This is a genomic window from Streptomyces sp. NPDC014733 (assembly GCF_043083385.1).
Classification (GTDB): domain Bacteria; phylum Actinomycetota; class Actinomycetes; order Streptomycetales; family Streptomycetaceae; genus Streptomyces.
Genome location: NZ_JBIBYO010000001.1, coordinates 736,998 through 758,589 on the forward strand (window position 1 = coordinate 736,998; position 21,592 = coordinate 758,589).

Below are 21,592 nucleotides of genomic sequence, written 5' to 3' on the forward strand. Positions count from 1 at the left end.
CCATGTCCAAGCAGCTGACCTTCGAGTTTACCTATGGCACCGGCCCGGCCGGCTGCCATGGACGTGCTGCTTGATCAACTGACCAGCGACTTCCCAGGCGCCCCGGGCCGACAAGGCCCGGGGCGCCTGTGTCGTTCCCGGTCCGCCCGTCGGCTCCGGGGGCCACCGGCCCTCAGGAGAGAAACCGAACATGAGCAGCGACACCACCACCACTCCCGCCCCGACCGCCCCCGCCGCCGGCACCGGGGCGCGCACCCCGGAGGCGGTCGGGGTGATCACCGACGCGCGCGGACGGATCGACGATCTCGACGGCCGGATCATCGGCCTCGTCCAGGAGCGGATGGCGGTCTCCGCCGTGATCCAGCGCGAGCGCATCGCGTCCGGCGGGCGCCGGGTGAACCTCTCCCGCGAGATGGAGATCCTCGACCACTACCGCGGGCAGCTCGGCCGGTCCGGGACCGCGCTGGCGATGACCCTGCTGGAGCTGTCCCGCGGCCGCGTCTGAGGGGCCGGACGGCGGGTGCGGACGGCGTGCGGGCGGACCGCGTGCGCCGGGCGCAGCGGGCGGATCTGAGTTCGGTCGGACTCTCACCCGTACGGCGCGTGACCGGCCGCGGAACCGCTTCGTTGTGCCGTGTGCCGCGTCAGCCAGGCGCGGGAGGCAGGAATACGCGTAGACGCCGCCCCCGGGGCGGAACGCCGGAGGGATGAGACGCCGGCCGCTCGGCGGCCCGCGTCGTGGGACCTCACTCCGGTGAGGTGGCCGGTCAGCAGGGGACAGCAGCCCGGTCACGTCGATGGGTGGCCGGTCCTGGGGACGCCCGGGACCGGCCGCATCCGGCTCGCACGCGTCCCATCCGGCACTCCCGCCCCCGGCAGCCCCGTTGCCCAGTCGCTCAACTTCTCCGTACCGCTCCACCGAACCCGCGGCGCATCCCCCCGGCGCCGCTCCCCGGTGCCCGCGCCGCCCTGACGCCGGCACCGGCGGCAAGGGCCCCGTCGCCGTCCGCCCTCCCCTCTTGCGGACGGCGCCGCGGGGCCCTTCGCACGCCCGCGGTCAGTCGCCGTCCGGCTCCGGGCGCGCGCCGTCGGTGCGCTTCGGCGGGACGACCGGGACGGCGAGCAGCGGCAGCTTCAGGGCGCCGAAGGCCGACGGCGGGACGGCGGGGGCGACCGGCTCGACGGGCGTCAGCCGCCGGTACGCCTCGCTCTGGCGGGGCCGTGGGTCCTCCTCACCGTTGTTGGGCCAGAACGCCATCGCCCGCTCGGCCTGGGCGGTGATCGTCAGCGAGGGGTTGACGCCGAGGTTGGCGGAGACCGCGGCGCCGTCGACGACGGAGATGCCGGGGTGGCCGTAGAGGCGGTGGTACGGGTCGATGACGCCGTGGTCGGCGTCCTCGCCGATGGGGCAGCCGCCGAGGAAGTGCGCGGTCAGCGGGGTGCCCATCAGCTCGCCGACGTTGCTGCCGGGGAAGCCGTTGATCGCCTTCGCGAGGTGCCCGGCCGCCTCGTACGCCTCGGGGATCTGCTCCGGGTTGGGGGCGCCGTGGCCCTGGCGGGCGGTGAGCAGGCCCTTTCCGGGGCCGGAGGGCTTGCGGTACGTGGTCAGGGAGTTGTCCAGGGACTGCATGACGAGGCCGATGATGGTCTTCTCCGACCAGCGGCGGTTGGAGAGCGACTGCGCGGTCTGCACCGGGTGGCGCAGGCTGCGCGCCGCCCAGGCCAGGGCGCGCCGGCCGCGGCGGGCGGCGAGCGGCACCTGCACGATGGAGAGCGACCCCATGGCGTTGGAGCCCTTGCCGTAGCGGACCGGTTCGATGTGGGTGTGCTCGTCCGGGTGGATGGACGAGGTGATCGCGACGCCGCGGGTGAAGTCGGGCCGGGTGCCGTACTTCTTGCGGTAGCGGCGGTCGCTGGTCTGCGAGCCGACCAGGGCCTCGGAGTTGGTGCGGGTCAGCTCGCCCAGCCGCGGAGAGATGCCGGACAGCAGACCGCTGTCCTTCATGCGGTGCAGCAGCGTCTGGGTGCCGTACGTGCCGGCGGCGAGGACGACGCGGCGGGCGGTGAAGACCCGGCCGCGGCCACGGCGTTTGTCGTCGGTGGGCAGGGTGCCGAGGGCGTAGCCGCCGCGGGAGTCCTCGGTGACGGTGACGACGGAGGTCATCGGGTGGATGACGGCTCCGGCCTGTTCGGCGAGGTGGAGGTAGTTCTCGTTGAGGGTGTTCTTGGCGCCGTGGCGGCAGCCGGTCATGCACTCGCCGCACTCGGTGCAGGCGGTGCGGGCCGGGCCCTTGCCGCCGAAGTACGGGTCGTGGACCTGCCCGCCGGGCTCCGCGCGGGTGGCGCCGTCCGCGTCCTCGCCGTCGCCGAAGAAGACGCCGACGGGCGCGAGGTGGAAGGAGTCGCCGACGCCCATCTTCTCGGCGGCTTCCTTGAGGTGGACGTCGGACGGGGTGGTCGTCGGGTTGAGCCGGACGCCCAGCATCCGCTTGGCCTGGTCGTAGTAGGGCGCCAACTCCTCCTGCCAGTCGGTGAGATGACCCCACTGCTGGTCGCGGAAGAACTGCGGCGGCGGGACGTAGAGGGTGTTGGCGTAGTTGAGGGAGCCGCCGCCGACCCCGGCGCCGGCCAGCACCATGACGTTGCCGAGGAGGTGGACGCGCTGGATGCCGTAGCAGCCGAGGGCCGGGGCCCACAGGTAGTTGCGCAGGTCCCAGGAGTTCTTGGGGAGTGTCTGGCGGCTGAAGCGGCGTCCGGCCTCCAGGACGCCGACGCGGTAGCCCTTCTCGGTCAGCCGCAGGGCCGAGACCGCGCCGCCGAAGCCGGAGCCCACGACGAGCACGTCGTAGTCGTAGGGGCGGTCGGACTCCCGGCGCTGCCCGGGGAGCGGGTGGTGGGCGGAGTTCTTCTGCGGCACGGGCTCTCCTGGGGGGTGGGCCGGGCGGGCCGCGTGCGCCGCGGCCCGCCCGGAGGATCAGCGCAGCCGGAGCGCCTTCATCGCCTTGAGGCTGCGGGTCATCAGGTCGGCGTACTTCTCGTCGGTCAGGCCGAAGGACGGACCGAGCGGCATCACCCGCTGCTGGGCGATGGTCTGCGCCTCGGTGTACTTCAGGACGCCCTCGGAGCCGTGGCGGCGGCCGAGACCGGAGTCGCCCATCCCGCCCATGGGCGACTGGGCGCTGCCGTACCCGGCGGCGTACGCCTCGTTGACGTTGACCGTGCCGGCGCGCAGCCGGGCGGCGACGGCGCGGCCACGGCGGGCGTCCCGGGTCCAGACGCTGGCGTTGAGGCCGTACGGCGTGCCGTTGGCCAGGCCGATGACCTCGTCGTCGTCCTCGAAGCGGTAGATCGAGACGACCGGGCCGAAGGTCTCCTCGGCGCAGACGGTCATCGCCTCGCCGACGCCGTCGAGGATGGTCGGCTCGTAGAAGTACGGGCCGATGTCGGGGCGGGCGCGGCCGCCGGTGACGACCCGGGCGCCCTGGGCGACGGCCTCGTCGACGTGGCGGGTGACGGTCTCCAGCTGGCGGGGCCCGGCCAGCGAGCCCATGTCGGCGCCGTAGGCGAGCTGGGTGCCCAGCCGCATGGCGCGGGTGCGGGCGGCGAAGCTCTCCAGGAAGGCGTCGGCGACGGAGGCGTGGACGTAGAGCCGCTCGATGGAGATGCAGAGCTGGCCGGCGGAGGAGTAGCAGCCGCGGACGGCGCCGGCGGCGGCCTTCTCCACGTCGGCGTCGTCCAGCACCAGCATGGCGTTCTTGCCGCCGAGTTCGAGGGAGACGCCGACGAGACGGGCCGCGGCGCCCTGGGCGACCTCACGGCCGGTGCGGGTGGAGCCGGTGAAGGAGACGTAGTCGGCGTGGCGCACGACGGCGGGGCCGACGACCGGGCCCTCGCCGATGACGACCTGCCAGACGTCCTCCGGCAGCCCCGCCTCGATCATCTGCCGGCGGGCCCACAGGGCGGTCAGCGCGGTCTCCGTGTCCGGCTTCATGACGAGCGCGTTGCCCGCGACGAAGGCGGGCAGGGCGTCGCCGACGGACAGCTCCAGCGGGTAGTTCCAGGGGGCGATCTGGCCGACGACGCCGCGCGGCTGGCGCAGCTCGCTGACCTTCGTCAGGACCGGGACGACACCGGTGTGCCCCTTGGGGCGCAGATACGCGGGTCCCTTGCGGCCGTAGTGGCGGGCGGCGACGGCGACCGCCTGCACCTCTTCGTGGGCGTGCAGCCGGGCCTTGCCGGTCTCCAGCTGGATGAGGTCGAGGACCTCCGCCTGGCGCCGCAGCACCAGGTCGTGGAAGCGGAGCAGGACGGCGGCACGCTGCTTGAGCGGGACCTCGGCCCAGCGCTCCTGGGCGGCGCGGGCGCGCTCGAAGGCGGCGGCGACGTCCTCGGGGGTGGACTCCGGCAGATCGGCGAGCTTCTCGCCGGTGAACGGCGTGTGGTTGGCGGTGCAGCCGCTGCCGCTGACGCCTCTGACCAGCTGGGCGACGCTCTCCGGGGTGACGACGTCGGCCGCGGTGCGCGCACCGGGCACGGTGGCGGCGACGGGGTTGCCGCCCTCGGGTGCGGCGGGCGCGGGCGCCTCCGTCGCGGGCGCGGGCGCCTGCACGGCGGGTGCGGCCGTCCCGGGGGCGGCGTCGACTGTTCCGGTGTCCTGCGAGTCCGTCATGCGGGCGAGCGTAATGCGGCCGCGGCCGCTTTGTGTACCCGGCGGTAATACCTTTTCGGCGTCCTCACAACGTGCCAGTGGTTGCTGGCTGCAACGCTGCTGTTCAGCGGTGACGCGGGGGGCGGGGCCGGGCCCACGTCCGTCAGGCACCGTCGATACGGAGCCGGTCGCGGGCGCCCTGGAACACCGCGCGGCCGATGTGCTCGGCGGCCGGGACCCGGGGCATCTCCACGTACAGGTCGTAGGAGCGGCCGCCCGCCGTAGTGGTCAGCAGCTGGAGCCGACGGGTCCTGGTGGGCGTCTGCGGCGAGAAGGTGTAGGTGGCGTCCAGGAGGAGCGCGGGGCGGTCGCGGAAGTGGACCGGCTCGGTGTGCACCTCGGCGTCCGGCCAGTACTCCCGCAGCCGCGCCGCCTCCCGGGCGCCCCAGGCGCTGAGCGACCGGGGGCGGTGGGCGTAGGTGGTGAGCCGCAGCCGGTTGCTGTCGTCGCCCGGTACGACGTACTCGACGATCCGGCTGCCCCGGCGGCGGTACGAGGCGTCGCCGTCGTCGTGCACGACCGTGGCGTACGTGGTGGGGACGGCCGGCCAGGCGCGGAGCTTGCGCTCGTGGTGGACCTCCCAGTCGAGGACGACGGGGGTGGTGGGCGAGGGTGTGGGGGTGGCGCGCGGCGGACGGGACACGCCGGGGGCGGCCCGGCGTGCGCCCTCCGTGCCGAACGGATCCACCGCGCTGACCAACACCGCGGCGAGCGCCGCCGCGACGCCTGCGGCGAGCGTGCCCACGGCGATCCGGCCGCGCCGGGTGAGGCGGACGCCGTCGCGGTACGCGCCCCGGCCGCCCGGTGCCTCCCCCGTTTCCGTCATGGCCGCATCATGCCAGCCCGCGGCCGGAGTTCGCCGTCCGCGGCGGCTGCGGACACCGGCCCCCGGGAAGCGGTGCCCGCGCCCCGACACGGCAGGGAACCTCCCCCGCCGCTCCTGCCGTCCTTGGCACAGTGAGGCTGCGGTACGGGACGGTCCGGTTATCGCGGCCGGCGGGCGGAGCGGGGGGTCTGGGGCATGGCGATGCAGGACGACGGCGCGGTGGACGTCCGCCCGGATCCCGAGCCGGGCCGGGCCGATCCGGCGCACCGGGGCCGGTACCGCGCCGCGGGGGTGTGCCTGGGGCTCCTGGGGCTGGCGCTGGCGGGCTGGACGGTACGGGGCATCGCCCAAGGGGGCGGCGGCCTCTGGGACTTCGTCGAGGAGCTGTTCCACCCGGCGCTCCCCGGGGCGGTGACCGTGCTCGGGCCGTACGAGTGGGCGTTCGCGGTGGCGTTCCTGGGCGTCGCCGGCCAGGCGCTGGCCGGGCGGCGGGCGGCGCGGGCGGCGGCGCTGCTGCTCGGCTGGGTGCTGCTGGCGGCCGCGCTGCGGGAGGCCGTCGGGCTCTGCGACGAGGCCTACCGCGCCCGGTACGTGACCGCCCCCGAGTGGGGCTGGCTGCTGGCCACCCGGTGTCTGGGGCTGGTGACCGCCCTGGTGGTGCTGGGGGCGCTGCTGCCGACCGGGGACGGGCGCCGGGGGGCGTACGACGGTCCGGACACGCCCCCGGGCGCCTGGCGGCGCCGCTCCTCGCGGATCTGCGGGGTGCTGTTCCTGGTGATGGGCGTGGTCCAGCTGGCCTGGACGGTGCAGGGGCCGCTGCTCGGCTCCGGACACCCGGGGCAGTTCCTGCGCGCGGTCGTGGACGCGTCCGCGACGGGGACGGTGGGGCTCGCGGCGCCCCCGGAGTTCACCGCGGCGGGCGCGGCGCTGGTCCTGCTGGTCCTGGGGGCGCTGGCCTGGTGCGGCCGGTGCGACGTGCGCAGCGCGCTGCTGGCGTACGGGGCGGTGCAGCTCTATCTGACGGTGCGGTCGGTGGTGCAGCTGGCCGTGACCGACTACTTCAACCGGTCGCTGGAGACGCCGCAGGGCGTGCTGTGGCTGGCGACGACGGCGTACGGCCTGGCGGCGATGACGTCGGTGGTGGTGCTCTCCTCGGGGCGGCCGGGCGGGCCGTACGGGGCGCGGGGCGAGAGCCTGCGGGCGGCGGCCGCGGAGCGTTGAGAGGCGCGCGGGCGGGCGCCGGGGCGGACGGCGGCCCGCGCAGAGGCGGCCGCCGCGTGTGGGGGCCGCGGCGGCCGTCGCTGTGAGCTGCACCGCCTCCGGTGCCGGTGGCCCGGTCGGTGGTGCAGCATGAAGGCACTCTGCCGGTGTAGGCCCCGGTGAGGCATCGTCCCGAGGTCCCGGGCACACCCCCGCCGGTCGGCGGGGGTACGGGCCCACCGCGGGGCGGCCTCCCCGGGGTGGGCGCGCCCGGTGGGAACGCACGAGGAGAAAGGGGCGTCCGGTGATCCGTGTCGCTGTGGTGGACGACGAGCGGCTCGTCAGGTCGGGGCTGCGGATGATTCTGGGCACCGCCCCGGACATCGAGATGGTCGCCGACTGCGGCGGCGGCGAGGCGGTCGGGACGGTGCTGGGCAGTGGCGCCGAGGTCGTCCTGCTGGACATCCGGATGCCGGACGTGGACGGGCTGACGGTGCTGCGGCAGCTGCGCGCCGCCCCGGAGCCGCCGGTGGTCGCGATGCTGACCACCTTCGACGCCCAGGAGTACCTCACCGCGGCGCTGCGCGAGGGCGCCGCCGGATTCCTGCTCAAGGACTCCGAGCCGGAGCAACTGGTGCGCGCGGTGCGGACGCTGGCGGCGGGCGGCAGCGTCCTGGACCCCGGGGTGACCCGGGCGGTGATCGGCGGCTATCTGACGGCCGAGGACCAGGCCGCCGCGGCGCGGGCCGTCCAGGGCCTGACGCCACGGGAGTCGGAGGTGCTGGCGCTGCTCGGCGAGGGGCTGGCCAACGCCCAGATCGCGGACCGGATTGGCCTCGCGCCCAGCACCGTCAAGGACCATGTCCGGACACTGCTCGGCAAGTTGGGCGGCCTCAACCGCATCCAGGCGGCGATCGTCGCCGACCGCGCGGGCCTCGTCGCCCGTATACCCCGCGGGACGTGCTGACGGTGGCGGGGGACGCCCGGCGGACGCCGGGGGCGCGCGAGGACGACGGCGCTCCGGGGGCGCCCGGCGACCGGCTTCCGGCGGCGCCCGGGGCGCGGGCGCACGAACCGGCACCGGGGACGCGGGCCGGGACCGTCGCGCCGGGGGCGCGCGGGGGGCCGTTCACGCGGGTGCCGCGGTGGCTGCGCCGGGTCGCCCCGCTGGTCGTCCCGGCGCTGCTGGGGGTCGCCGACGCGTTCCTCGTCAACGGGCTCCACATGCCCCTGGAGCTGGCCGTGTCGCTGGTCGCGGCCGCCGCGCTGCTGCTGCGCCGCCGCTTCCCGCTGCTGGTCTTCCTCTTCACGCTCCCCGGGCTCTACATCGGCTACATCTGGTTCGCGCCGATGATCGCGCTCTACACGGTGGCGGCGCGGCGCCCCGGGCGGCTCCGGCTGGGGATCTGCGCGGCGCTGCTGATCGCCGCGCACTTCTTCCCGTATCCGCTCTCGGACCTGGAGCTGACCGCGTACCGGGAGAACACCCTGGTGCTGATCGACGCGTGCGTCACCTCGGCGGCGCCGATCACCCTGGGGCTGCTGGTGCGCACCCGGGGCGAGCTGGCCGCGCGGGTCGAGGAGCTGACCCGCAGCCTGCACCGCGAGGACCGGCTGCTGGCCGACCGGGTGCAGGCCACCGAACGCGCCCGGCTCGCCCGGGAGATGCACGACGTCGTCGCCCACCAGGTCAGCCTGATCAGCCTCCAGGCGGGCGCGGTGCAGGTCAGCACGGGCGACGAGGCGGCCCGGGACGGGGCACGCACCATACGGGAGCTGTCGGTGCGCACCCTGGAGGAGCTGCGGCACATGGTCGGCGTGCTGCGGGCGGCCGGCGGCCCGGAGGAGGCCCGCCGCCCGGCACCGCAGCCGGACCTCGCGGAGCTGCCCCGGCTGATCGGGATGAGCGGCCTCGACGTGACGTACGAGCCGGGTGTGGTGGCGGGCGGCCGGGGCACGCAGACCGTGGAGCGGGCGGCGTTCCGTACCGTCCAGGAGGCGCTGACCAACGTCCGCAAGCACGCCCCGGGGGCGCGGGTGCTGGTCCGGATCGAACCACTGGAGACGCCGGACGCCGGGCGGGCCACGGACGCGTCGGCCACCGGCGGACTACGGGTGGAGATCCGCAACGGGCCGCCGGACGCCTCGGCGGCGGCTCCGGCACTGCCGGGCGGCGGTCACGGGCTGGTCGGGCTGCGCGAGCGGGCGCAGAGCCTCGGCGGGACGCTGGAGACGCGGCACACCTCCGAGGGCGGCTTCCTCGTCCGCGCACGCTTCCCGTACCGGGCGGAGTCCCCTTACGGGGCGGATTCCCCGTAGGGGTCGGGGCGGCGGTCCCTGGGGCGTGTCGGCCCAGGGGTGCCGGGCTCAGGCCGACAGCGGGGCGGCGGTCTCGTCGACGGCGGTGTGCAGGTCCGGGTAGACCTCGAAGAGGCGGCGGACGCCGAGGGCGGCCAGGACGCGATTGACGTGCGAACCGTCGACCGCTCCCTGGGCGGGGAGGATCAGCCGGAGACGGCCCTGGCAGGAGCGCATCAGCCGGCGGGCGGCGATGAGCACGCCGACGCCGCTGGAGTCGCAGAACCGGACCTCGGACAGGTCGAGGACGACGCTCCGCCGGCCGTCGGCGACCGCGTCGTGGACGTGCTGGCGTACTGCGGGCGAGGTCACCAGGTCCATTTCGCCGGACACCTGGAGGACGGCCCACCGGCCCTGTTCGTCTTCTGCGACCTTCAACGACACGCGCTCGAAGCCTTTCGCTCGCTTGCGGACCGGTTGCTCCCGGACATATCCGGAACACACCCTTCCCCGGCTCGACTGCCCGGCCTCTCTCCCCTGAAACACTGCGGAATGCGTGGCGCACTGGGCCGTTCCCGTCCAAGGCTATGCCCAGCGCGCGGTCACTCTTTGCCGAATTTCGGTCACACCCCGGTAACGCATTCACCTAACAGGGCGGGAACGATCTCCTGCGAACCCACCCGACCGGGCATTCCCACCCCAAAGTGACGACTCCTTTACCATCCGCACCCTTGTTCCGGGGTGGTTTGCCGCAAAGAAGCGTGCACTGTCGGACCCCCCGACTAGATTCGGTGGCGCGTCCCGTCCGCGTGGGCAGGACGCGGGCAAGGAGTTGACCGCACGACGGCGCGTCCGGCCGCGCCTCGGGCGGTCCGTACGACGGGACGGGGCAGAGGCCGATGGCGAGCGACGCACCACCACGCTGGGACAGACGGATGCAGCAGCGGCTCGCCCGCGGTGAGGCCGCCGCGCTCGGCGAGCTGTACGACCGCTTCGCCTCGCTCGTGCACAGCCTCGCCCACCGCGTCCTCGGCGACGAGGACGCCGCCGACCGCGTCACCCGCGAGGTCTTCGGCTACATCTGGGAGAACCCGGACGCCTACGACCCCAAGCAGGGCTCGCTGCGCTCCTGGGTCGCCACCCTCACCCAGCGCCAGGCCGTCCACCGGCTGCGCCTGACCGAAGCCGCCCTCGCCGCCGACGCCGACGGGGCGGCGCCCGCCGAGGTCGAGCGGAAGATCCGCGACGCCTCCACCGCCGCCCGCGCCGACTACATCGTCACCTCCATGCCCGCCCCGCTGCGCGACGCCCTGGAGCTGGCCTACTTCCAGCGGCGCGACTACCGCCAGACCGCCGCCGACCTGGGCGTCACCGCGGACGAGGCCCGCCGCCGGCTCCGCCTCGGCCTGCAGCTGCTGTCCACCGCCCACCACCAGAAGCCGCCGTCCGACGGACCCGGCGCCGGAAACGGAGGGCCCCGGTGAACGGCCCGGAGGAGTGGGAGGGGTACGACTACGGGGACCCCCACCCGCCGCACCACGACGGCCCCGGCGAGCCGCCCGGCGCCGCCCCGGGACCGCCCGCGGCCCGGCCCCGGATACCGTCACCGCGCGCCGCCGCCGAGGACGACGGCCCGCTGCCCGACGGCCCGGAGAACGCCGCGCCGGAGCCGGACCGCAGACCCGCGCCCGCCCACGCCCCTCCCCCGGGCGCGTCCGGTGACACCTCCCGCCCCGGGGACCGACGGCCCGGCGACGCACGGCCCGAGCTGCCGCACCGGGTGCTGACGTCGCTGCTCGGCGCCTGGGCGCTGGCCGCCTGCTCGCCCGAGGAGACCGCCGCCGTCGAGGCGCACCTCACCGACTGCGCGCCCTGCGCCGACGAGGCGCTGCGACTGCGGGACGCCGTCGGCCTGCTCCACCCCGCCGACAGCCTCGACCTCGACCCATTGCTGCGCTCCCGCGTCCTGGAGGGCTGCCTGGGCCGCCGCCCGGCCCGTATCCCGGTGCCCGAGTGGGCCGCGCCGTACGACGCGGAGACCGCCAAGCTGGACGCCCTGCTGCGTGACATGGGCGACGCCGAGTGGCGCGCCCCGGTGCGGCTACGGTGGTTCGACGGCGAGCGGCCGGTGCACCGCGAGACCACCGCCGCCGGGGTGCTCGGCCATCTGCTCGCGGTCGACGGGCTGGTCGCCACGGCCCTGGGCCTGCCCGATCCGCTCGGCGACGCCGCGCCCACCGGGCGGGCCGGGCCCGGCGCCCGCACCCGCGCACTGTGGCGCACCGTCGGCGAGGCACCCCGGACGCCGGCCCTCCACCGGCCGTGGCGGGAACAGAGCCACACACTGATCCGTACGGCCGCGTTCGCCGGTGGCGGGGTGGGCGATCTGGCGGTGCCGTACGGCCCGGTCCAGCTGCCGCTGCGCGACGCCTTCCTCGACCGCGCCTTCGGCTGCTGGCTGCACGCGGGTGACATCGCGGACGCGGTCGCCTATCCGCACGAGGGCCCGGCCGCCGACCATCTCCACAGCCTGGTGGATCTCGCCGCCCGGCTGCTGCCGCGGGCGCTCGCCCACCTCCGGCAGTCCGGCCTCGCCGGGCCGCCCCGGCAGCTGGTGGCGGCCGGCGCCCCGGGCCGCACGCTCCATCTGGAGATCGAGGGTGACGGCGGCGGCCACTGGTACATAGCCCTGGACTCCCCGGCGGCGGTCGGCTCGCCGGAGCACACGGTGGCGCACATCGCGCTGGACGGCGAGGAGTTCTGCCAGCTGGCGGCCGGTCACATCGTCCCGGACGAGGCCGCCGCCGGTTCGGACGGCGAACGCGAGGCGATCCGCGACGTCCTCCACGCCACCGCCTCCCTCTCCCGGCTCTGAGCGGAGACCCGCGGGGACGGAAGGGGAGGCGGTGGGGTGCCGACGGGCCCGGCGGTCAGGCGAAGACGACCGTCCGGGCGCCGTTGAGCAGCACGCGGCGTTCGCTGTGCCACTTCACCGCGCGGGCCAGCGCCTGGCACTCCACGTCCCGGCCGATGGCGACCAGCTGGTCGGGGGTGACCTCGTGGCCGACCCGCTCGACCTCCTGCTCGATGATCGGGCCCTCGTCGAGGTCGGCGGTGACGTAGTGGGCGGTGGCGCCGATGAGCTTCACGCCGCGGGCGTGCGCCTGGTGGTAGGGCTTGGCGCCCTTGAAGCTCGGCAGGAAGGAGTGGTGGATGTTGATGATCCGGCCGGACAGCGCCGTGCACAGGTCGTCGGAGAGCACCTGCATGTAGCGCGCCAGCACCACCAGCTCGACCTGCTCGGCCCGCACCAGCTCCAGCAGCTCCGCCTCGGCCTGCGCCTTGGTCGCCTTCGTCACCGGGATGTGGTGGAAGGTGATGCCGTACGACGCGACCAGCTCGGCGAAGTCGGTGTGGTTGGAGACGACGGCGACGATCTCGACCGGCAGCGCCCCGATGCGGGCGCGGAAGAGCAGGTCGTTCAGGCAGTGGCCGAACTTCGACACCATCAGGACGATGCGCATCTTCTCGTCGGCGCGGTGGATCTGCCAGTCCATCCGGAACGAGTCGCCGACCGCGGCGAAGCTGGCGCGCAGCTTGTCCACGTTGTCCGGGGCGTCCGCGGTGAAGTGCACCCGCATGAAGAACAGCCCGGTGTCGCGGTCGCCGAACTGCTGGCTGTCCTCGATGTTGCAGCCCGTCATGAACAGGAAGCTGGACACGGCGTGCACGATGCCCTGCTTGTCCGGGCAGGACAGCGTCAGGACGTACTGGTCGGTGGGACGGCCCTGACCGGAACCGCCGGTGGCGGACCCGTCGTTCGGGCCGGGCGTGGAGGACTGCGACTCGCTCATGACCTCATAGGGTCGCATACCCGGACACCGCACGGACGCGGGCCTCGGTGTCGCGTCGGCTCAGGCGCCGGCCGAGGCACCGCCGGTCACCTGCGCCAGCGCCTCCAGCGACAGCGGCGGGGCGTCCGGATCGTCGCCGTCCGCCCGGGCCAGCCAGACATGCGCCTCGCGCGCCGCCTGCACCGCCTCGGGCCAGCCGGGGTGCTCGACGTACGCGGTGACGGGTGAGTCCGCGCCGACCTGGTGCATGATCCGCAGCACCCGCAGCACGGTGGCGTCGACGAGCGCCGCCTCCTGGGTGTCCCGGAAGATCGTGCCGACGTACTTCTCCGCGGACCAGTTGTCCAGCCAGGTGTCCTCGACGAGCCGGTAGACGGCGTCGGTCACGTCTCCGTACCCGGGACGGCCGGCCAGCCAGGTCTCCCGGTGGAATCCGGGGTCGGAGAGCATGTGCAGCGCGGAGCGCACATTGCTGCGCCAGCGCCACCACGGCATGTCGTTGTGTGGCATGCCGTCCATGGTGGTCGAGCGGCGGCCGCGACGGGAAGACTTCTCCGAACCTTGCACAGCAATCGATCGTACGTTCCTCGCTCCCGATCACCTATCGCCCCCCGGAGTTCACCCCGTCGTCACCCTCCGCTGACCTGGAATCACTCACGTGTTTCGGGCGGGCCGCGAGGCTCACGGACCATGACCGGACGGCGCCGCCCCTCTTCCCGCCTCTTCCCGACCGCCTCCGCACGGACCACCGCACGGTGGGCAGCCGGTACGGCGGTGATGGCGTCGCTGCTCAGCGGCTGCGGCTCGCTGCCGGGCACCGGGGCCGCGCAGAAGGCACCGATCACGGTGATGACCTGGGCCCCGGAGGGCACCGGCGCCACCAACATGCCGGGCATGCCGGCCATGGCGCAGACGTACGCGCGCTGGACCAACGCCACAGGTGGCCTCGCCGGTCATCCGCTCAAGGTTCTGACCTGCAACGATCACAACGATTCGGTGGGCGCGACGCGCTGTGCGCAGCGCGCGGTCGAGGCGGGCGCGGTCGCGGTCGTCGGCTCGTACAGCCAGTTCGGCCGGTCGTTCATGTCCCCGCTGGAGGTCGAGGGCATCCCCTACATAGGTGGCTACGGCGCCTCCGACGAGGAGTTCGAGAGCCCGCTGTCGTACCCGGTGAACGGCGGTCAGGCGTCGCTGCTCGCCGGGAACGGCCGCCAGCTGGCGCGCGACTGCGACCGCGTCGCTCTGGTGCGGCCCGACACCATCCAGGGCGACCAGATGCCCTCCCTCCTCGACTCCGGTCTCCAGCAGGGCCACCGGTCGCCGGTCACCGACATCCGGGCGCCCGAGGACGGCACGGACTACTCCACCGAGGTGCGCCGGGCGCTGGACGCCGTCGGCGCCGATCCCGCGCGCTACGGGACGGCGGCATACGGCGGTGAGGCGCCGGGCTCCTGTGTGACGGCGTCGCTGGGCGACCACACCGACGCCTTCTTCGACTCCTTCCGGCGCCTCCAGCAGCAGAGCCCGAAGGTGCATGTCGCCTCGGTGCTGGGCAGCGTCGGGCAGGCGCTGGTCAACCGCACCGGCGGCCGGTCCGGGCCGCTGGAGGGCGCGCTGGTCACCGGCTGGTACCCGGCGGCGGGCGATCCGCGGTGGAACCCGATGCGCCGGGTCGTCAACGAGCACGCCTTCGGCGACAACCGCGTCGACCCGGCCGACCAGGGCGTGCAGACGACGTGGATCGCGTACACGGTGCTGCGCGCGATGGTCGAGCAGCTCGACGCGGACGGGGTGGACGAGATCACTCCCTACGCGCTCCAGAAGGTGCTGGACCGGGGGAAGCACCCGGTGGACACCGGCGGGCTGACACCGAAGCTGCGGTGGCGCGCGGAGGACATGCTCGCCGTGCAGGACTTCCCGCGGATCGTGAACGGGATGGTGATGTACCAGACGGTCGCGGACGGCCAGGTCCTCGCCGCGTCCGACGGATTCGTGAACGTCGCCGGGACGCTGGAGCGACGGCGCGCGGACATGTGAGGGGGCGCGGCGGCGGGCGCCGGGGCGTACGGAGCTGTCGCGGGCGCTCCCCGGAGCCGCGGCCGGGCGGGCCCCGCCGCGCCCCACCGCTACGCATCGGCGTCCGGCGGGCCGCCCGGCCGGTGGCTCAGAGGTCGCCGGCCTGGTGCGTCCGCAGGCCGTACTTCTGGGCGATCGGGTTCCAGAGACCGGCCGCCCGCTCCTTGGCCTTGGTGGCCGCGCCGCTGGCCGAAGTGGCCTGGCCAACCTGGCCGGTGTTGCGGGCGTGGCCCTTGTGGCAGCCGTGCTTCCCAGCGACCTGCCCGGCCCAGGCGGCGTAGTGGTTGTCGGCGGCGGCCGACGACTTCCACGCGGTGGTCAGGGCCGCGGTCAGCTCCGCATGCTGCGGGAGCTTGTCCAGCGGCAGCCCCTGGAGGCGGCTGACCAGCTGGTTGCGCTGGTTGGCGGCGTCCTTGAGGTCCTTCGCGGCGCCCGGGAGGTTGTCGCAGTTGCGGATGGACCCGACGGCGTTGACCACGGCCGAGCGGCTGTTGTTGCTGTCGCCGAGCAGCGCGTCCAGCTTCTTGGCCTGCTCCTCGGCCGGGTCGGCGGTCGGCGACGGCGGCGCGGTGTCCTTGGGCGCCGTCCCGGCCGCATTGGCCTTGGGCGCCTCCTTCTTCGTGTCGTCGCCACCGCTGAGCGCCCAGCCCAGACCGAGCCCGGCGCCCGCGAGCACCACCACGGCGATGCCGATGATCACGGGCGGGCTCAGGCGACGGCGGCCGGCCGGCGCGTCGTCGTACCCCGGCTGCGCCGGGTGGCCACCGGACGCGAAGCCCTGCTGACCGCCCCCGGGGCCGTACGGCGGCGGGGCCTGGTCGTCGAAGCGCGGCAGCTGGGCGGTGGCGTCGGGCGCCGGGGGCGGGGCGGCGCCGGAATCGGCGCGGAACAGGCCCTCGAACTCGGCCGGGGTGGACCGCTCCGCACCACCGGGCTGCGCACCGAACGGCGCACCACCGGGCTGCGGCGCGGGGGTCCCGGCGCCGACCGGCGGGAGGTACTGGGTCGCCTCGGAGTCCCCGGCGGTGGGCGGCGCTGCGGCGGGCGGCGCGGCGGCGCGGTTACGGGGCGGCTTGATACTGCGGAGCATCTGGGTCGACTCGCCGGGCGTCTCGGGACGCCCCGCGGTCTCGGGCGGCAGCGGGGCGGCGCCGACCGGCGGCAGCACGGTGGTGGCGTCCGCCTCACCCGAGACGGGCGGCAGCGGCGCGGCCGGCTGCGGGGCAGCCTTCACCAGCTGTCCGGTCGGCGGCTGCGGTGCGGCGCCCTCGGGCGGCAGCGCACCGGGCGACCCGAAGGGCGGGATCAGCGCCGTCGCCTCGGCGTCCGGGGCGGCGGGCGGCAGGTGGCCGGAGCCCTGGTGCGCGGCGGGCGGCATCGGCGGGACCGGTGGCTGCCCCTGTGGCGGAGCCGGGAACGGCGGGGGCTGCTGAGGCTGTGCGTACGGCTGCGGCTGCGGGGACGCCTGGCCCGGTCCGTAGCCCGGGGAGTGCTGCCCCTGCTGCGGAGGCAGCCCCTGACCGTGCGTCGGGGCCTGCCCCTGACCGAAGCCCTGGGGCGCACCCGGGTACTGCCCGGACATCTGCCCCTGAGACTGCTCGGGGGGCTGCCCGTACGTCTGCGGGCTCTGCTGGTCGGGGCCCCAGGGCTGGCCCCAGGGTTGCCCGGCCGGGGGCGCGGTCTGCTGGGCGGGCGCCCATGACTCGCCGCCCGAGGGCAGCACCACACCCTCTCGCGCGGGACCACCCGCAGAATTCTGCGGGTCGTGGCCCTGTCCGCTCTGCGTCACCGGGACTCCTACCTCTGCAGACCTACGGAATCGTCGGCTCACGCTACCGGGTCGCCGAGGCGTTCGACCACGTCCCCCGGTCAGGCCCACCGCCCGCCCCACCGGCGGCGGCCGGACCGGCGCTCCCGGGGGACGCACCGCGCGCCCCAGGACGCCGGCACCACGGAACCGCACATTCACCGCATTCCTCCGGCCCGTTGACCCGTACACGGAACGGGCCCGCGACACCACGCACCAGGCGCGGCGCCACGGGCCCGTCCCGGGACCGGCGTTCTCACACCGCGACGCGCAACTCCAGCCGCGCGCCGAACTCCCGCACCACCGGCTCGTCCCGGTACGGCTCGACGCGCTGCCGGAAGTCGTCGAGGTACTCCACGCCCCGGTGCGAGCGGAGTTCACCGAGCAACTCCGCGGCCTCCGTGGCCGTGTGACAGCCCTGTTCGACCTCGCGCTGCTGCACCTGCGCCCCGGCCAGCAGCACCATGCCGATGGCGCGGCGGCGCACCTTGCCGCGCGGCAGCCCCTGGAGCGCCAGCCGGGCCTGCTCCTCGGCGGCGGCGGCCTGCCCCAGATCGCGGTGGCAGTGGGCGAGTTCGTCGGCCAGGTAGGCCCGGTCGAAGTGGCTGATCCAGTCCGGGTCGTCGCCCGCGTCGCCCTCCGCCTCGGCGCGTTCCATGGCGGTCAGCGCGCGGGCGGCCACCGACTGGAAGGCCCGGCCGTCCCCCATGAGCGCATGGCCGCGCGCCTCCGCGGCGCAGAACATCGCCTCGGCCCGCGGGGTGATCCGGCCCCGCGCGCCCTCCTGCGCGGCCCGCGCGAGCTGGGCGATCTCGCGGGGGGTGCCCAGCTCGGCGGCGAGGTGGCTCATGCTCGCGGCGAGGACGTAGCCGCCGTACGCGCGGTCGTCGGCGGCCTGCGCGAGGCGGAGTGCCTGGATGTAGTAGCGCTGGGCGAGGCCGGGCTGCCCGGTGTCGACGGCCATGTAGCCGCCGAGTTCGGTCAACCGCGCGACGGCGGCGAAGAGTTCCCGCCCCACCGACTCCCGGTAGGACCCGGCGAGCAGCCCGGAGACGACGCTGTTGAGGTAGTGCACGACGACCGGCCGGACATGGCCGCCGCCGAAGCGGTGGTCGAGGTCGCCGAGCGCCGTGGTCATGGCGCGCACCGCCTCCACGTCGGCGCGTCCCACCCGGGCGCCCGCACTGCGCGCCACCTGGGGGTCCGCCCCGGTGATCAGCCAGTCGCGGCTGGGCTCGACCAGCGCGGAGGCGGCGACGGAGGAGCCGTTCAGGAAGTCCCGCCGCCCGACGTCACTCCGCCACAACTCGCTGACCTGCTCGATCGCGCCGAGCACGGTCGGGGAGAACTGCAGCCCCACGCCGGATGCGAGGTTCTTGCCGTCCGCCATGCCGATCTCGTCGATGGTGACCGTGCGGCCGAGCTTGCGCCCCAGGGACTCCGCGATGATGGCGGGCGCCCGGCCGCGCGGCTGCTGTCCGCGCAGCCACCGGGCCACCGAGGTCTTGTCGTAGCGCAGATCGAGGCCGTGTTCGGCGCCGCACATGTTGACGCGGCGGGCCAGACCCGCGTTGGAGCAGGCGGCCTCCTGGATCAGCGCCTGAAGCCGCTCGTTGGGCTGACGAGCGACGAGTGGCCTTGCGGCCATGTTTGTACCCCCTGTTGCGGCTGGGTGCGTTCACCGGTGAACGCCGTCCGGAGCGATTGGTTGCGATCAATTCCCCGTATATTCCCGGATATCCAGGAGATTCCGGATATCGGCGATACGAGTGAGGTGTGCCGTGCGGCGGGTGCGTCGGTACGCGGGGCCCGGGTGACGGCGGTGTCCGCACGGGGCGCCGTGGCGCCGGTGCGTCCCGGTGCTCTCCACGGCCCTTCGCCCCCACGGTCCGTATGCCGCGATCCTGCTTGCCCGGGAGGGCGGGTCGCTACCCCGCACCCGGCTCACCACCGCTACGCGCCCCCGCCGATGCCTCGATGCGCCCCAGGTGCCGGTAGGTGCGCCCGGGACACGCGTTTCCGCCGTCCCTCGTTCCGGTCCCTCCGGGCGGTATGGGTCGCCCTCGGGCCGTTCCTGAGGCAGGGCCGGGGCGGCGGGGCGTTCGTCACCGCGGGCGAGCCCGGCCCTTTGTCGGTCCGGGTCCGTATTGTGAAGAAGGACGGGGGCGATCGGCCCTACGCGGACATGGAGGGGTTGACCGGTGGCGGACACAACGGGGAAGAGCGGGGAGCCGACCGAGCACGGCGGCGGGGAGACGGTGGCCGCGCCGTCGCGGGCGGGGGCCCCCGACGGCGTACCGGCGGTACAGCTGCGCGGGTTGACCAAACGCTTCGGGGAGCAGACCGCGGTGGCCGGCATCGATCTGACGCTGCCCGCGGGCCGCTTCATAGGGCTGGTGGGGCCCAACGGCGCGGGCAAGACCACCACCCTGTCGATGATCACCGGGCTGCTGCGGCCGGATTCCGGCGAGGTCCTCATCGGCGGGCACGACGTGTGGCGCGACCCGGTCGCCGTCAAGGCGCGGATCGGGGTGCTGCCCGAGGGGCTGCGGCTCTTCGAGCGCCTGTCGGGCCGCGAACTCCTCGGCTACATGGGCCGGCTGCGCGGGCTGAGCGGCGCCGAGACCGACAAGCGCGCCGATCAGCTGCTGGACGTCCTCGGCCTGTCCGGATCCCAGCACAAGCTGGTCGTCGACTACTCCACCGGGATGCGCAAGAAGATCGGCCTGGCCGCGGCGCTGCTGCACAACCCCGAAATCCTCTTCCTGGACGAGCCCTTCGAGGGCGTCGACCCGGTGTCGGCGCAGACCATCCGCGGCGTCCTGGAGCGGTACACCTCCTCCGGGGCGACGGTGATCTTCTCCAGCCATGTGATGGAGCTGGTCGAGTCCCTCTGCGACTGGGTCGCGGTGATCGCCGCCGGACGCATCCGGGCGGACGGCCCGCTCGCCGAGGTGCGGGGCGCCGCGCCGTCGCTCCAGGAGGCGTTCCTGGAGCTGGTCGGCGCCGGGCACCGCACCCGCGCCGGGCAGGACCTCGACTGGCTGGGGGGCGGCTCCCGATGAGTGCCGGATTCGCACCGGGCGCCCCGGGGCGGACGGCGTCGCCCGCGCTGACCCCGCTCTTCGTCCGCCTGAAGCTCTCCCTGCTCCGCAACGGGCTGCGCCGCTCGCCCGGCCGGGCCGTCGCCTACATCGCCTCGATCCTGGTGGGCCTGGTGTGCGCCGCCGGGGCGACCACGGGGCTGGTGCTGCTGCGCGGGGTGGCGCACATCGATGCGCTGGTGGTGCTGCTCACCGGGCTGCTCACGCTCGGCTGGGCGGTCATGCCGCTGTTCTTCCCGTCCGGCGACGAGACGCTGGACCCGACGCGGCTGGTGATGCTGCCGCTGCGGCCCCGCCCGCTGATCGTGGCGCTGCTGACCGCGTCGCTGGTGGGCATCGGCCCGTTCGTCACCCTCGCGCTGGCCACCGGCGCGGCCGTCGCGGTCGCCGACGGCCCGGCCGCCACGGTGGTCGCGGTGTGCGCAGTGCCCCTGACGGTGCTGGTCTGCGTCGCGCTGGCGCGGACCGTCGCCACCGCGTCGATACGGCTGCTGACGAGCCGCCGGGGCCGGGATCTCGCGGTGCTCGGCGGTCTGTTCGTCGCCCTCGGCGGGCAGCTCGTCAACCTCGCCGCACAGAAGCTGGGCCGGCCCGACGGGCTGTCCGTCCTGGAGCCGGTCGGCGAGGTGCTGCGCTGGGTGCCGCCGGCGTCGGCGATGAGCGCCGTGGCGGACGCGGGCCGCGGCGCCTGGGTCCCGGCCTCCGTCGGCCTGGGGCTGACGGTGCTGGCCCTGGTGCTGCTGCTGTGGTGGTGGCAGCGGATGCTGACCACCCTGATGACGTCGCCCGACGGCTCGACGCTCCAGGCGGCGGAGAAGGACGGCGGACGCGCGGCGAAGGACGGCGCGCGGGGCCTGGCCCGGCTGCTGCCGGACGGCCGGACCGGCGCGGTCATGCTGCGCACGCTCCGCTACGCCTGGCGCGACCCGAAGTCGAAGATGAGCTGGGCAACGTCCCTGGGCGTGGGCCTGCTGATCCCGATCGTCTACGCGGCGCAGGGCAACGGCACGGTCTACACCGCGTTCGTGGGGCCCGCGCTGATCGGCATGCAGATGTACAACCAGTTCGGACAGGACACCTCCGCGTTCTGGATGGTCGCCTCGACCCTCGCCACGCCCCGGGACGCCTACCGCGAACTGCGGGCGCGCGCACTGGCGCTGTGCCTGGTGGCGGTGCCGTACGTCACGCTGGTGGTGGTCGGCACCGTCGCGTTCCTGGATGCCTGGTCGTCGCTGGTGGAGATCTACGGGCTGTCGCTGGCGCTGCTCGGCGCGCTGGTGGCGACGGGCGCGCTCACCTCGACGCTCTTCCCGTACTCCGTCCCGTCCGACGGCAACAAGAACATCGCGCCGGGCCAGGCGTCCATCGCCTGGTTCAGTCTCTTCGGCGGGATGCTGGTGGGCCTGGTCCTGAGCGCACCGCTGGTGGCCCTGACCCTCTGGCTGCACCTGGCGGGCCACCACGCCATGCTCTGGACGCTCCTGCCGGCCGGCGTGGTCTACGGCGCGGCGATGGCCCAGCTCGGTCTGCGGATCGCGGCGCCGCTGGTGGTGCGCCGGGTGCCGGAGATCCTGGCGGCGGTGCGCAAGGGGTGAGGACGCGGGCGCCGGGTTTCCCCGCCCGGCGCCCCGTTCCGGCGCACCCCGCCGCCGTGCCCGCGCCGCGGTGCGCCGATAGTTGTCCACAGGCTCCGGCGGCGTCCGCGCACGGGAGGTAGCG

General features: G+C 74.8%; 17 protein-coding genes. 9 read left to right on the top strand and 8 right to left on the bottom strand.

Features of this window, described 5'->3' with window-relative positions:
• Nucleotides 1–190: 190 nt before the first annotated feature.
• A complete protein-coding gene (locus ACF1BH_RS03275; protein WP_391640664.1) occupies nucleotides 191–505 on the top strand; it encodes a chorismate mutase in 315 nt (104 codons plus the stop codon).
• A 552-nt stretch (nucleotides 506–1,057) separates the two neighbouring features.
• Here ACF1BH_RS03275 and ACF1BH_RS03280 read toward each other — a convergent pair.
• The 3 genes from ACF1BH_RS03280 to ACF1BH_RS03290 form a co-directional block, all read right to left on the bottom strand.
• Nucleotides 1,058–2,917: a GMC family oxidoreductase N-terminal domain-containing protein gene (locus ACF1BH_RS03280; RefSeq protein ID WP_391640665.1), complete on the bottom strand. Its 1,860-nt coding sequence runs from the start codon at nucleotides 2,915–2,917 to the stop codon at nucleotides 1,058–1,060.
• 57 nt (nucleotides 2,918–2,974) lie between these two features.
• Nucleotides 2,975–4,669, bottom strand: coding sequence for a succinic semialdehyde dehydrogenase (locus tag ACF1BH_RS03285; protein WP_391640666.1), 1,695 nt, complete (start codon nucleotides 4,667–4,669; stop codon nucleotides 2,975–2,977).
• Nucleotides 4,670–4,811: 142 nt separating this feature from the next.
• The gene (locus ACF1BH_RS03290) at nucleotides 4,812–5,534 is read right to left on the bottom strand and encodes a hypothetical protein (protein WP_391640667.1); all 723 of its coding nucleotides are present in this window, start codon (nucleotides 5,532–5,534) and stop codon (nucleotides 4,812–4,814) included.
• Nucleotides 5,535–5,729: 195 nt separating this feature from the next.
• Here ACF1BH_RS03290 and ACF1BH_RS03295 point away from each other — a divergent pair, with 195 nt between their 5' ends.
• From ACF1BH_RS03295 to ACF1BH_RS03305, 3 genes are all read left to right on the top strand, one after another.
• Nucleotides 5,730–6,755 carry a hypothetical protein gene (locus tag ACF1BH_RS03295; protein ID WP_391640668.1) on the top strand — a complete coding sequence of 342 codons (1,026 nt, stop codon included), beginning with the start codon at nucleotides 5,730–5,732 and terminating at the stop codon, nucleotides 6,753–6,755.
• A 283-nt stretch (nucleotides 6,756–7,038) separates the two neighbouring features.
• On the top strand, nucleotides 7,039–7,701 hold the full coding sequence (locus ACF1BH_RS03300; protein ID WP_391640669.1) for a response regulator: 663 nt from the start codon (nucleotides 7,039–7,041) through the stop codon (nucleotides 7,699–7,701).
• A gap of 170 nt (nucleotides 7,702–7,871) precedes the next feature.
• Nucleotides 7,872–9,053, top strand: coding sequence for a sensor histidine kinase (locus tag ACF1BH_RS03305; protein WP_391641003.1), 1,182 nt, complete (start codon nucleotides 7,872–7,874; stop codon nucleotides 9,051–9,053).
• A 48-nt stretch (nucleotides 9,054–9,101) separates the two neighbouring features.
• On the opposite strand, the gene ACF1BH_RS03310 is transcribed toward ACF1BH_RS03305, so the two are convergent.
• Nucleotides 9,102–9,476 carry an STAS domain-containing protein gene (locus ACF1BH_RS03310; RefSeq protein WP_391640670.1) on the bottom strand — a complete coding sequence of 125 codons (375 nt, stop codon included), beginning with the start codon at nucleotides 9,474–9,476 and terminating at the stop codon, nucleotides 9,102–9,104.
• Between the two features lie 455 nt (nucleotides 9,477–9,931).
• Between ACF1BH_RS03310 and ACF1BH_RS03315 the strand changes: the two genes are divergently transcribed.
• Together ACF1BH_RS03315 and ACF1BH_RS03320 are read left to right on the top strand one after the other, a co-directional pair.
• The gene (locus ACF1BH_RS03315) at nucleotides 9,932–10,516 is read left to right on the top strand and encodes a sigma-70 family RNA polymerase sigma factor (protein ID WP_391640671.1); all 585 of its coding nucleotides are present in this window, start codon (nucleotides 9,932–9,934) and stop codon (nucleotides 10,514–10,516) included.
• Nucleotides 10,513–11,907, top strand: a complete 1,395-nt coding sequence (locus ACF1BH_RS03320; RefSeq protein WP_391640672.1) for a zf-HC2 domain-containing protein — start codon at nucleotides 10,513–10,515, stop codon at nucleotides 11,905–11,907. The genes ACF1BH_RS03315 and ACF1BH_RS03320 overlap by 4 nt, the downstream gene beginning before the upstream one ends.
• A 55-nt stretch (nucleotides 11,908–11,962) precedes the next feature.
• Here ACF1BH_RS03320 and purU read toward each other — a convergent pair whose 3' ends face one another.
• Nucleotides 11,963–12,886, bottom strand: coding sequence for a formyltetrahydrofolate deformylase (gene purU / locus ACF1BH_RS03325; RefSeq protein WP_391640673.1), 924 nt, complete (start codon nucleotides 12,884–12,886; stop codon nucleotides 11,963–11,965).
• A 60-nt stretch (nucleotides 12,887–12,946) separates the two neighbouring features.
• Nucleotides 12,947–13,459: a hypothetical protein gene (locus tag ACF1BH_RS03330; protein ID WP_391641004.1), complete on the bottom strand. Its 513-nt coding sequence runs from the start codon at nucleotides 13,457–13,459 to the stop codon at nucleotides 12,947–12,949.
• Nucleotides 13,460–13,576: 117 nt separating this feature from the next.
• Between ACF1BH_RS03330 and ACF1BH_RS03335 the strand changes: the two genes are divergently transcribed.
• On the top strand, nucleotides 13,577–14,923 hold the full coding sequence (locus ACF1BH_RS03335; protein WP_391640674.1) for an ABC transporter substrate-binding protein: 1,347 nt from the start codon (nucleotides 13,577–13,579) through the stop codon (nucleotides 14,921–14,923).
• 127 nt (nucleotides 14,924–15,050) lie between these two features.
• Here ACF1BH_RS03335 and ACF1BH_RS03340 read toward each other — a convergent pair whose 3' ends face one another.
• Both ACF1BH_RS03340 and ACF1BH_RS03345 read right to left on the bottom strand, forming a co-directional pair.
• Nucleotides 15,051–16,751, bottom strand: coding sequence for a hypothetical protein (locus ACF1BH_RS03340; RefSeq protein WP_391640675.1), 1,701 nt, complete (start codon nucleotides 16,749–16,751; stop codon nucleotides 15,051–15,053).
• Nucleotides 16,752–17,025: 274 nt separating this feature from the next.
• Nucleotides 17,026–18,417 carry a transcriptional regulator gene (locus ACF1BH_RS03345; protein ID WP_391640676.1) on the bottom strand — a complete coding sequence of 464 codons (1,392 nt, stop codon included), beginning with the start codon at nucleotides 18,415–18,417 and terminating at the stop codon, nucleotides 17,026–17,028.
• 610 nt (nucleotides 18,418–19,027) lie between these two features.
• On the opposite strand from ACF1BH_RS03345, the gene ACF1BH_RS03350 reads away from it, so the two are divergent.
• Nucleotides 19,028–19,834 (top strand): ABC transporter ATP-binding protein, encoded by an 807-nt coding sequence (locus ACF1BH_RS03350; protein WP_391641005.1) that lies wholly within the window; start codon nucleotides 19,028–19,030, stop codon nucleotides 19,832–19,834.
• Entirely contained in the window at nucleotides 19,831–21,468 is a 1,638-nt protein-coding gene (locus tag ACF1BH_RS03355; RefSeq protein WP_391640677.1) for a transporter, read from the top strand. The genes ACF1BH_RS03350 and ACF1BH_RS03355 overlap by 4 nt, the downstream gene beginning before the upstream one ends.
• The last annotated feature ends 124 nt before the right edge of the window (nucleotides 21,469–21,592 follow it).